This window comes from Sphingobacterium griseoflavum (assembly GCF_014653155.1).
GTDB classification, from domain to species: Bacteria; Bacteroidota; Bacteroidia; order Sphingobacteriales; family Sphingobacteriaceae; genus Sphingobacterium; species Sphingobacterium griseoflavum.
This window is the reverse complement of record NZ_BNAF01000005.1, coordinates 249,048-261,878: the sequence shown is the minus strand read 5'-3', so window position 1 is coordinate 261,878 and position 12,831 is coordinate 249,048. Positions and strand designations below refer to the sequence as shown.

Annotated in this window: 7 protein-coding genes; all 7 read left to right on the top strand. The window is 46.8% G+C overall.

The window, feature by feature from the left end:
* Nucleotides 1-15: 15 nt before the first annotated feature.
* The 7 genes from IE165_RS08455 to IE165_RS08425 all read left to right on the top strand — a co-directional run bounded on the left by IE165_RS08455 (nt 16) and on the right by IE165_RS08425 (nt 12,794).
* Nucleotides 16-2,022 (top strand): RagB/SusD family nutrient uptake outer membrane protein, encoded by a 2,007-nt coding sequence (locus IE165_RS08455; protein WP_229826462.1) that lies wholly within the window; start codon nt 16-18, stop codon nt 2,020-2,022.
* Between the two features lie 608 nt (nt 2,023-2,630).
* A complete protein-coding gene (locus IE165_RS08450; RefSeq protein ID WP_229826460.1) occupies nt 2,631-5,846 on the top strand; it encodes a SusC/RagA family TonB-linked outer membrane protein in 3,216 nt (1,071 codons plus the stop codon).
* Complete coding sequence (locus tag IE165_RS08445; RefSeq protein ID WP_229826458.1) at nt 5,846-7,834, top strand: RagB/SusD family nutrient uptake outer membrane protein; 1,989 nt, start codon at nt 5,846-5,848, stop codon at nt 7,832-7,834. Before IE165_RS08450 ends, IE165_RS08445 begins: the two co-directional genes overlap by 1 nt.
* A gap of 34 nt (nt 7,835-7,868) precedes the next feature.
* Nucleotides 7,869-9,068, top strand: a complete 1,200-nt coding sequence (locus tag IE165_RS08440; RefSeq protein WP_189626166.1) for a DUF5000 domain-containing lipoprotein — start codon at nt 7,869-7,871, stop codon at nt 9,066-9,068.
* Between the two features lie 44 nt (nt 9,069-9,112).
* Nucleotides 9,113-10,261, top strand: a complete 1,149-nt coding sequence (locus IE165_RS08435) for a DUF4998 domain-containing protein (protein WP_189626165.1) — start codon at nt 9,113-9,115, stop codon at nt 10,259-10,261.
* 43 nt (nt 10,262-10,304) lie between these two features.
* Nucleotides 10,305-11,807 carry a family 43 glycosylhydrolase gene (locus tag IE165_RS08430; RefSeq protein WP_189626164.1) on the top strand — a complete coding sequence of 501 codons (1,503 nt, stop codon included), beginning with the start codon at nt 10,305-10,307 and terminating at the stop codon, nt 11,805-11,807.
* A gap of 174 nt (nt 11,808-11,981) precedes the next feature.
* Nucleotides 11,982-12,794: a response regulator transcription factor gene (locus IE165_RS08425; RefSeq protein ID WP_229826457.1), complete on the top strand. Its 813-nt coding sequence runs from the start codon at nt 11,982-11,984 to the stop codon at nt 12,792-12,794.
* Nucleotides 12,795-12,831: the final 37 nt, after the last annotated feature.

Sequence of the window (12,831 nt, the reverse complement as noted above, 5' to 3'; positions counted from 1 at the left end):
TATTTAAATGATTAGATGATGAAACTAAAAAAAATAAACCGCCTATCTTTGGCACTTCTAATAGGCGGCATGCTGATCGCTAGCGGATGTAGCAAAGACTTTTTAACGCCAAAACCGCTATCCTTTTATGAACCCAATGCTACATTTACCACCGAAGCGGGATTGATGTCGGCCATGGCCATTTCTGATCGACACCTCAAACTATATTGGACTACTGACCATAATGAGATGCTTACCTTGGGCACCGAATACATCTTCTCAGAACTGATGGTGGCTGCCGCTACTGACAAACGCAATATGCTTTGTGATGTAGCCAATATGCTAACCCCTACCAGCGAAACGTCCTACCAAAACATCGACCGTACAAACAGTATTTGGTACCTATGGGAAGAGACATACAAGGGTATTATGTATGCCAATACGATTATCCACTATGTCGATGGCGTGCAAGAACTCGACGAGGCCACAAAAAATACGTATAAAGGACGTGCCTATTTCCATCGGGCATTTCGATATATGGCTCTTGTTTTCCAATTTGGCGACATCCCCCTTGTAAGCAAACTGCTGGAAACACCAAAACAAAACTACCGAAGTACAAAACGCGACGCGATCTTACAGATGATAACCCGAGATATGGAGCTCGCCGTAGAATGGGTGCCGAATCAAAATGAAACAGGCTTAATTGGCATGGTTAACAAAGGTGCCTGCCGCATGCTGTTGACGAAGTGCTACCTAGCGATAGGCGAATATGCGAAAGCAAAGGAACAAACAGACATCTTGATCAATGAATCTGGCTATGCCCTCATGGAAGATAACTTTGGTACATTTAATGAAGGCGGCGAACCACAGACCTGGCCAATTACCCGAAATGTAATATGGGACTTACACCGACCTGAAAACAAACTTATTGCGAGTAACCGAGAGGTCATTATGGGGATGCCCAACCGTGGAGCCGAAGCGGAATCGTTTGTTAAAATGCTCACTATGCGCATCCTCTACCCCTTTTTATTTGATAATAGGGTACAGACCAAGGATGGAAAACAGGCATTGCTAAACATCCGACGCAATACGGCAAATTACGATGTCAATTATGATTATATGCGTGCTATGGGACGTGGAATTGCTACGTTCCGTCCTACCGCCTTTCAAACCAAAACGCTTTGGCGCGTGAATGGCTTGATGGATGAGACCGATCTCCGCCACAGTTCAACAAGCGGAAACTGGGTGCGTATGGAAGATTACAAAGTAAACAACCGGGAGTCCAGCGAATTTGGAAAACCCTTAACGCTCTTCAATCCTGATAACGGACGTCTTCTGTGCAGCGATACAATCCGTCGTTGGTTTGATGTTCCCCATTATATTTTCTATTTGGACGACCCCGTTAGTGAGGCCAATATCGTGGGGTCTGATGGGCATCGAGGAGCTACAAACGGGTCTGTTGCCGATTGGTATCTTTATCGGTTGCCGGAAGCCTATCTGCTGCGTGCTGAAGCGAAATATTACCTCAATCCGGGCGATGCTACGATAAAAGATGACCTAAATATTATCCGTGAACGGGCAAAATGTACACAGCTCTATCAGGGTGCTGTCACCATTGGCGACATTATGAATGAGCGGGCAAGAGAATTGTACTGGGAAGAATGGCGCAACGTTGAGTTAAAACGTGTCTCCTTGTGTCTTGCCCGTAGCGGCCGGCCAGACGAATGGGGAAACACGTATGAGATGGAGACATTCGACAAACAAACAGGTACCGACGACCAAGGTGGAAGTTACTGGTACCAGCGGATTGTGCACTATAGCCTGTATAACAAGGGGCCCATAGAAATAAATTCCACCGGCAACAGTAATCCGAATTACACCATGGATAAAAAGAATATGTATTGGCCTATTCCAGAAGCTGCCATCACCGGCAATAAACGCGGTCAGCTCAGCCAAAACTTCGGTTACAATGGCTACAACCCCGCAACACCGAAATGGGAGACATGGGAGGAGGCCGTTGCGGACGAAAATATAAGCGAATAAGAAAGTCGTTTACGCAAGTACCTTGAGCCCTCCTAGGCGCATTGCGGCAACCCCGTAATGCGCCTTTTACACGTGATTGATTTTGTATGAATTATTTCACAGTGGAAATACGTGATTTTGAGACAAATTAACCAACAATTGATACGCTGGGGAAATTTATTCTGCAACGGATTTTAGATATTTGGTATTAGTAAACAAGCTACCAAAATTATAAACAACTGACGAATCAAAAGCCGAAGAATAGCATGGCGAAACGTATAAACCTATGTGTATAATGTCACGATTAACAGTCATAAAATAATACCGCTGTAACCTAACCGGATCAGTACGTGCCTTTATTTTCGGCGTTTGCAAAAAACGGCCGACATGGACTACCTATGCCAAAAAACAAACGATAACCAACCATGATCAATACAAAAAAGAGGATAACCATTTAATCAAAACAACACCTAAGCAAAATCTGGATACGGCACACGGCCCTTGGCTAACGAAAGTTTTGTGCTCGATGCAAGCATCCTTCGACGATTATAAATCTAACAGTACAACCCATGTTTAAAACCGATTTGAAATGTAAATTTAGAAACCACAGCCTTATAAAGGTCAACAGATTGGCTAAAATTATTTGCCTGTTGAATGCTTTGTATGTTGTGGAAGGCGTAGCCTACGCAAACGACAATCCCGTGCACGCAACATCCGATCGAGCAGTCGCCGTCTTTTCGACATCGAAACAGGATAAAGATATAAGAGGTTTGATAAAGGACGACAAAGGCAACCTCCTACCCGGCGTTTCCGTCACAGTGAAAAACAAACCCAGTGTGGGAACAACCACTGATCTTAACGGCCGCTACGTATTGAAAGTACCGACGGATGCCGTGCTTGTATTTACGCTCATCGGCTATACTAGCCAAGAAATAAGCAGCGCAAACCGTGAGGTTATCGATGTGATACTAACGGAAGCGGAAAATATGATCGAAGAAACCGTGGTCACCGCATTTGGACAGCGCCAACGTAAAAATGATCTGATCGGTTCAGTATCTTCGATAAACCCTGAAGAGCTGCGTATCCCGAGCAGCAACCTCACAGGAGCGCTGCAAGGCCGAGTGGCCGGGGTAATATCTTTCCAACGCAGTGGAGAGCCGGGTCTGGATAATGCTGATTTTTTTATCCGCGGTGTAGGTACTTTCGGGGTTAACCAGCGTCCGTTGATCCTGATCGACAACATGGAAGTGTCTACCGATGATTTGGCGCGTATCCCGGTCGACGATATCGCCAGTTTTTCCATCTTGCGGGATGCGACGGCTTCGGCCGTTTATGGATCGCGCGGTGCCAATGGTGTCATACTCGTTACCACCAAGCTCGGTAAAGAGGGAAAGCCAAAAATAACGTTACGTGCAGAACAACGGTTATCAACGCCCACCGATATGCCAAAGATTGCAGATCCTGTCACGTTTATGAGAATGCATAATGAAGCCGTGCTTACCCGAGATCCGCTAGCATTGACCCTCTATTCGGATGAAAAAATAGCGATGACGGCTGCCGGTGCGGATCCTATCCGCTATCCTGCGGTGGATTGGCTCAGCGAGGTCACTAAACCAAACACCCGCACGCAAAATTACAATCTGAGTATCTCCGGTGGTGGTCAAGTTGCTAGCTACCTTGTTAGCGGCAACCTCACGCAAGATGACGGATTGATCCGGGTCAATCCGATCAACAACTTTAACAATAACGTAGACTTCAAAGTATACAACCTGCGCAGCAACATCAACATCAACGTTACCAAATCTACGCAGCTGATGGTTCGTGCTATAGCCAACTACCGCAATTACAGCGGTCCGCCGGAAGGAGGCAGCTCCTCATTTCGCAATGCCCTGCGCGCCAATCCGGCCCTATTTCATCCGGTATACCAAGTAGGGCCTCAACAATCTTATATTCGTCATCCCCTCTTTGGAAACTTCGAGGACGGTAGTGGCAACATGTACCTTAACCCTTACGCCAATATTGTTCGTGGCTATTCAGAATGGTCGGAGAGCAACATGCAGGTGCAGATTGAGTTGAAGCAAGACCTTTCACAATGGGTCGAAGGTTTAAGCTACCGTGGATTGGCCAATGCATCTCGCGGAGCCTACATGGAATACAGAAGACAGTACAATCCTTTCTATTACACACCCACATCCATAGACCCAAATACAGGGCAATACAGCTACTTGAACTTAAATCCGTTGAATGGAACGGAATATTTGGATTATAGCGACAATGGCCGAGGTCAGGAATCCCTTTTCTATATGGAGAACGCTATCAATTACGCCAGAACATTTCAAGACAAACACAGCGTAACGGGTATGCTCATTTCTACGATCCGCAACCGTATAACGCTACCGCGCGATGTAGCTGGCAACGTCATCAATACGTTGCCTTACCGCAATGCCAGCTTCTCCGGAAACTTCACCTATGTATTCGACAATCGATACCATGCACAATTTACTTTCGGCTACAACGGGTCAGAGGTTTTCGCAGAGAACCACCGATGGGGCTTTTTTCCCTCAGCTGGTATAGCCTGGACCATCCATAACGAGAAATTTATGGAACCGATAAGCGATATAGTGAGTACGGCACGTTTACGGATGACGCATGGGTTGGTCGGAAACGATAATATACATAACACCCGATTCTTCTACCTCTCGCAGATCGACCTGAACAATAGTACCCGTCGGCACAACTTTGGCGTGAGCACGGGAGACGAGAACTATGCTCGAAATGGGGTAAGCATCCAGCGCTATGCGAATCCTTTTGTCAAATGGGAAGTATCACAGCAAACCAACTTAGGGATTGATCTTGGGTTGTTCAACGGCAAATTTACGTTCACCGGTGATCTGTTTAGACAAATCCGTCGCGACATCGTTCAAGACCGCGCTGCACTACCTTCCACTATGGGACTGGCGGCCAGTGTCTTGGCAAACTTAGGCAAGTACAAAAGTCAAGGGTTTGACGCAGAGCTCACCTATATGCAAAGCGTCAATCAAAACTTATGGTTTCAAGGACGCGGTACCTTCACGTTTGCCAAAGGCGAGTACCTATATTATGAGGAGCCAAATTTTGAATATCCATACCTAAGCCGTATCGGGACCGACGCCAATCAACGCCGCGGCTACATCGCCGAGCGGTTGTTTATTGATGACGAGGAAGTGCGCAATAGTCCGCAACAATTGTTTGGGCAGATGGTCATGGGAGGCGATATCAAGTACTTAGACATCAATGGTGATGGTGTCGTGAACTCTAACGATGTGGTGCCTATTGGTTTCCCGACAACGCCGCAGGTAAACTTCGGGTTTGGCCTAACGACTGGTTACAAAAATATGGATTTTTCGTTTTTCTTTAGTGGTATGTCGCGGACATCGCTGTTCATCAATCCGCTTTCTTGGGATCCAAACAACGTGAACAACAGCGGCTCGGCACCGTTTGGCAGCCTTACAGCACCTAACGCGGTATTACAGGCTTGGGCAGACAGTCACTGGTCGGAAGACAATCGGGACATCTATGCTTTGTGGCCTCGACTTAGCCAAAACCCATTGGAAAACAACACACAAACAAGTACGCACTGGATGCGCAACGGCGCATTCCTACGCCTGAAACAAGTTGAACTATCGTATACGCTTAACTCGGACTTTACGCGACGCTATAAAATCGACCGCTTTCGGATATATGCCAGCGGCACAAATCTTTTTAGCCTCAGCGCTTTTGATCTTTGGGATCCCGAAATGGGCGGTGCAGGTCTCAGGTATCCGATACAGCGTGTATTTAACTTAGGCGTATTAATGACTTTATAATGATGACGGATAAAAACAACATAGCGAATATGATGAAAAATAGCCTAAAAAAATGCCTTCTTTTCGGGCTGTTGCTGCTAGGCAGCTGCAATAAATTTATGGATATCGTACCCGACAATGTGGCCCAGCTCGAGCAGGCGTTTAGCATGCGGACAATGGCTGAGCGCTATCTTTTTACCTGTTACAGCTGGATCCCACGTGGATACTACCTCAGTTCAAATGCTGCGCTACTCTCGGGCGATGAGTTTTGGTTAAACTCCACCAGTAATTTTTCTCAAGGCAACTGGCCGGCCTGGTATGTTGCTATGGGTGGGCAAAACACCAATAGTCCCTTACTGAATTTTTGGGATGGCAATAACCAAGGTAGTTCAGGTGACGAACAAATATCGCTTTGGCGCGGTATTCGGGATTGCAATATCTTTTTGGAAAACATACAAGGCGTACCCGATATGGATCCGACGGAGAAAGATCGTTGGGCTGCGGAGGTGCAGTTCTTGAAAGCATATTACCACTATTACTTGCTAAGGATGTATGGACCAATCCCAATTGTCGACATCAATACACCCACTTTTGAGGATCCTGCCAATATCAGTTTCGAACGGCAGCCAACAGATGACGTGTTTGCGTATATCGTAGCTAAAATTGATAGCGTTATGCCTGCCTTGATGCCCGATCTGTTACTTCCGGCTCAAGAAAATGGCCGGGTGACACAACTTGTGGCCAAAGCGATGAAGGCCGAAATATTGGTGACAGCAGCCAGCCCCTTGTTCAATGGCAATACCGACTACCCAGCCTATAACAACGCCCAAGGGCAGCCCTTGTTTAACGGAGACTATCGGCCAGAAAAATGGCGTATAGCGGCCGTCGCCTGCAAAGAAGCTATTGATGCAGCCCATGCGGCAGGGAGATCGCTGCAAAAGTGGATTCCCGCACCGACCATGGCAAAAGCTCCTCAACAAAGCACCATCTACCAAATGAATTTACGCCAAGCGGTGACCGAAAGACAGAATAATGCAGAAGCCATTTGGATAAATAACCGCAGTACGGCAAACGCCGACCACCAAGCGAAAGCGTTCATGCCCCGCAGTATAGACCCAGCACGTATCACCAATCAGTCAATGGGTGGGTATTTGGCACCAACCTTAAATATGGCCTTGAAGTTTTATAGTAAAAACGGCGTGCCTATTGAGGAAGATTTCACTTGGGACTATGCCAAACGTTTTGATCTGCGCAATGTTCCTGTAGGCGAGTCGCCCTACTCCTATGATCTGATTTCCGGCTATACTACTGTAGGATTACATTTTGATCGGGAGAATCGATTTTACGGATCACTGTCGTTTGATGGGGGACGTTATTTTATGAACAATAACAACAACGATTCACTAGCTTATGCTACAAATGCCCGTCCAGGCGGGAATATAGCCGCAACAAACTCTCCTACGCAATACTCGGGAACCGGTTATACGCCAAAAAAATTGGTCAGCTATATGAATACCATCGGCGAAAATAACAACTTTACTACCTATGGCTACCCGTTTACGATGATGCGGTTAGGCAACCTATATCTGCTTTACGCCGAGGCCATAAACGAAATCGATGGGCCTTCCGAAGAAGCCTTTACTTATCTTGATGCCATTCGCGAACGTAGTGGACTGCGGGGGGTTGTCGAATCTTGGGCAGACTTCTCTATCAATCCAAGCAAACCCAACACACAGGAGGGATTACGGGAGATCATCCATCGTGAGCGCACCATTGAGTTAGCTTTTGAATCCCAACGTTTTTGGGATCTTAGACGGTGGAAAACCGCGCAGGACGAACTCAATACACCGATCTACGGCTGGGATATCCGGCAGATAACGCCACAAACCTATTATCGTCGAGTAGTCATGTACAACCGTACCTTTACACAACGAGACTATTTCTGGCCGATTAGTATAGCCGAGATTCGGCGCAATCCAAAACTCTTGCAAACGCCCCTTTGGCAGTAAATTAATATTCCTTCAACGAATTAAGATCACTATCATGAACAGCTTCAAAAAGATTATAGTAAGCACATTTGGTGCATGGATGGCCTTCATAATGATCTCCTGCGAAGACAAGCAGGAACCCGGACCATCGCGAACCGGTGAAAAGCCAGATGCCATTCGCTCTTACGACATAAAAAGCATCGCTGGCGGTGCCATCATCAACTATGCCCTGCCCAGCAATAAAGATCTGCGTTATGTCAAAGCGGTATATACGCTTGGCGATGGCAGTGTACGGGAAAACAAAGCATCCATTTACAAAAACAGTATAGTGGTCGATGGCTTCGCACAAGCTGGTGATTATCAGGTTAACCTTATTGCTGTCGCAGTGGGCGAAGTTGAATCGGAACCAACTTCCATCACGGTCACCACCCTGACCCCGCCCTATCTTCAAACTTTAGAGACCATTGCCAAGGACGGAAATCTTCTTCCGACTTTTGGTGGCATTCGACTAAACTATGAAAATACGGTAGAGGCTCCGCTGGTGATCCATGTGTTGACAAAAAATCAAAACGGACAATGGGAACGCGCTACCGATCACTACACAAAACGAAACGCCGGGATGTTTAATGTTCGCGGATATGCGGCCGAAGAGCGCGAATTCGGGATATATATTACCGACCGTTGGAATAATCACTCAGACACTTTAGTACGAACCTTCGTTCCCATATTTGAGGTTATGATGGACAAGTCGCTCTTCAAAACGTATAACTTGCCTAGCGATACGTACGCAGCGCATACAGGCTTTCGTTCGACCGATGTCTTATGGGACGGTGCTGATCGGGTGGCGACGACAATTCTTCATACCAAACCTGGAACCGGTATTCCGCAACACTTCTCTTTTGATATGGGTGTCAGCGCCATGCTTAGCCGATTCGTAATGTATTCCCGTTTAAGCAATGAATACCGTTTCAATCATCCAAAAGTTTTCGAACTATGGGGCTCTAACGCGCCAAATCCGGATGGAAGCTGGGAATCGTGGACGCAGGTAGGAACGTTCACCTCCATCAAACCATCGGGCCTACCACTGGGCGAGCAAACAGCCGACGACATTGCCTATGCCCGTGCCGGCGAAGAGTTTGATGTGGAGCTGCAACAGCAGCCCTATCGTTATTGGCGCTTCCGAACTTTAGACACTTGGGGAGGGAACTCCGATGTTGCCCTAGGAGAGTTGACTTTTTACGGCAGAGCAGAGTAAAAACAAATAACATAACAAGCAAAACAGCATTTTTTACTGAAATCATGATAAAGAACGTATTAAACAGCCACTTCAGCTACTTCATTTTTGGTATTATTCTGCTTTGCAGATGTACGCCGATAGACTATTACTATAGCGATTATCTGGAAAATGCAGAACGGGTGTACCCAGGTCGGGTAGATTCGATATCGTTCAAGCCGGGATACAATCGAGCAGCCATACAATCGCTTATCAGCACGGACGCTCGCGTCGTAAAGATGCGCATATCTTGGGGGGCGAACGGCATATTTGAAACCCCCATTCTTGCCGAAGATATTGCCACATACAAGGATATTCTGATACCAACTATCGAAGAAGGCATTTACACTTTCGATATCCGCACCTACGATAGCGAAGGAAATCAATCGATGCGCGCAGAGGTTTTCGGACGCGTATACGGCCCCAACTACTCCGCCAACTTAAACAATCGGATTATCGAACAAATCAGAAAGGAAAACCAAGATCTTATCGTCAATTGGATCCCCGAATCGGGTGATAGCACGCTACGCGGAATCGAAATCTCCTACCTCACTTTAACAGGCGACTCCGCTACCGTGTTTAGCGAAGCAGCGATACATCAAACCCGTCTGCCTAATTACAAACCCGATACCCGCATCAACTATCGTACGCTGTTTAAGCCTACCTCCTTGGCTATTGATATGTTTTATGCGCCGACGCAAAACATCGATCCTGTAAGCTATTTGCCTACCGAACGCAGCCTTCATCCGCGCACCAACTGGGCCATCGCCGGCTTTAGTTCGGAAGAACCTGCCAATAACCGGCTGGCGAATAGGGTTATCGATGATGATGTGGCTACTTTCTGGATTACGCGTTATTCAACACAACCCACGGACTACCCTAACCATTGGATTACCATTGACATGAAGGAAGAGCTGCAAGTGGATGGATTCTTCTTTGCACAAAAAAACGGCGATAGAAAAGTTCGCGAACTGGAAATATTCATTAGTCAAGACAACGAAACTTTCGAAAGTGTTGGTCGGTATGGGCTCGCTGCCATTGATCGTACCTACCAGTATATTGATCTGCCTGCCAGAAAATCTCTTCGGTATTTCAAAGTTGTACCGCTCAGCGGTCATGACAGCCAAAGGCAGCCTGGCCTGGCAGAAATTGGAACATACACCATTGGCAATTAAAAAAATGCTTACGCATGTTTTATTGCCGTAGATTTTTTAATAGATGAAGAAGACCATGATTAAACTAGCTGGGGTACTTGCCCTCCTATCCGCCGTCTCCTGCGAGAAGATCGGCGACTTTAACGGGCTGAATCCGCAGGCGCAGGTGACGCTTGAGGACAGTTTTGTCAATCCAATCCTTACCCGGGGCGCCGATCCTTGGGTCACGCAAAAAAACGGCACATATTATTTTACTTATACGCAAGGAAGCAAATTGGTACTCTACGAAACCGACCGCATCGCTGAACTAGCTTTAGCAAAAAGTCATGATGCTTGGATTCCTCCGACAGGAACGGCATACTCAAAAAACCTGTGGGCACCCGAGCTGCACGAGATCAATGGAAAATGGTATATCTACTTTTCGGCTGACAACGGCAGTAACGCTAACCATAGAATGTATGTGGTGGAAAACGATTCGGCAAATCCGATGGAAGGAGAATGGGTTTTTAAAGGAAAGGTGGGCGACAGTAGCAATCAATGGGCTATTGACGGAACTATTTTACACCATAACGGTCAAATGTACATGCTGTGGTCTGGCGGCAATGCCGGTGCTCCACCGCAGAACATCTATATTGCCAAGATGAGTAACCCTTGGACCATCGTGGGCGATAAGGTAAGCATCGCAACTCCTACATATCCTTGGGAAAAATTCGGTAACCCTATCAATGAGGGGCCGCAGATACTGCATAACCCGTCGGGAGAAGTTTTGGTGGTCTACTCCGGCAGCGGATATTGGGTAGACAATTATTGCTTGGGGCTTCTGCGTTTAACAACAGGTGGCGACCCCATGAACCCTGGCGATTGGACAAAAAAATCGGAACCGGTCTTCTCGATGTTGGCTGAAAGTGGGGCCTATGGTCCAGGGCATAACGGCTTTTTCCAATCACCCGATGGATCCGAAGATTGGATCATTTACCACGCACGCAGCCTTCCAAACGGGGGGAGCAATAATGGTCGCAATGCACGTATACAAGCTTTCAATTGGTTTGCAGATGGCACGCCAGATTTTGGTGTCCCTGCAAAAATTGGCCAAGCACGTAAACGTCCGGCTGGCGAGCGCCTACGTGAAATCTACAAAAAGGATAATTGGTCGGTGTCTGGCTATAGCTCGGAAGAGCTGGTTAATACTAGACTTGCCGACCGTTTGATTGACAACGACCTATCCTCTTATTGGATAACACGCTACTCTACCAATCCAACAAACTATCCGGATCACTGGATTACGATTGATATGCACAAAACACTGCATGTGGATGGCTTTGCCATTGCGCAAAAAAATGGTGATCGCAAAATCAAAAAGTTGGATATTGAGGTTAGCAGCGATGATCAGTCTTGGCTAAGTTTAGGTGAGTTTGAGCTGCAAAATATCGAAGGGAAAACACAGTACCTCCCGCTTCCTAGCCAAATAGCATTCCGCTACTTCAGGCTCATCCCCAAAAGTGGACATGACAATCAGCCGCAACCCGGACTTGCCGAGGCGGGAACGTTCCGCTATCAGGCTCCTTGAAAAGGAGCCGATGCAGGCACGCCGCGTTGCCTACTGTCGAAACAGATGGTGTATCCTCGAGCTATCAAAAAAAGATAGTAGCTCGGGGATGCCACCTGGCAAGATCGCGTTAATGGCGTTCACCTGTGCTCCAACTTTATACTGTACATGTCGAAGCGCCTTTCATCTGAACCTATGCAAACAAGTAAACCTGTAAAATACACGCTACTGGTTGTCGACGACAATCCAGACATGGTTGAGTTCTTGGAAGATGTACTTTCTGAGAGGCACAACATCGTCACGGCCTTGGATGGAGCTGCAGCTATTGATCTTATCGAGCGCACGGCTATTGACCTTATTGTTAGCGATGTAATGATGCCACTTGTCGATGGCTTCGAACTGTGCCGGCATGTGAAAGGCAACGTGCTATTGCAGCATATACCCTTTATCATGCTAACGGCTAAAAACACGTTGGGATCGAAAATTCAAGGACTGGAGCATGGTGCGGATGTATATCTCGAAAAGCCCTTTCTGCCCGACCTTCTTGTTGCGCAGATCAACAGCCTACTGCGTAATCGTCAAAATATCCGCGTACATTATAACCGATCACCGCAGCGTTCGTCCGCAACTGCACAAACCAACAGAAATGAGAAGGGATTCTTGATTAAATTGAATCTCTTTATCTTAGAAAATATCGCCGTTCGCTCATTATGCGTTGACGAATTGGCCGCCTATATGAATATGAGCAGACCAACGCTGTATCGTAAAATCAGACTGCTGTCCAACCTGTCACCCAATGAGCTCATCAACATGACCAGACTGAACAAGGCTGCCGAACTTTTGCGACAAACACAGTTTAAAATATATGAGATATCCACTATGGTCGGTTTCAGTACTTCGTCCCATTTCGTACGAAATTTTATTCGGAATTTCCACGTCAGTCCGAAAACCTACAGAAATGACCATCACGCAGCCCAAAACCAATCATTGACTGGTACGAACAGCTGAGGTATATTTTTTGTTTAAATATTGCTGCAGAACCGGT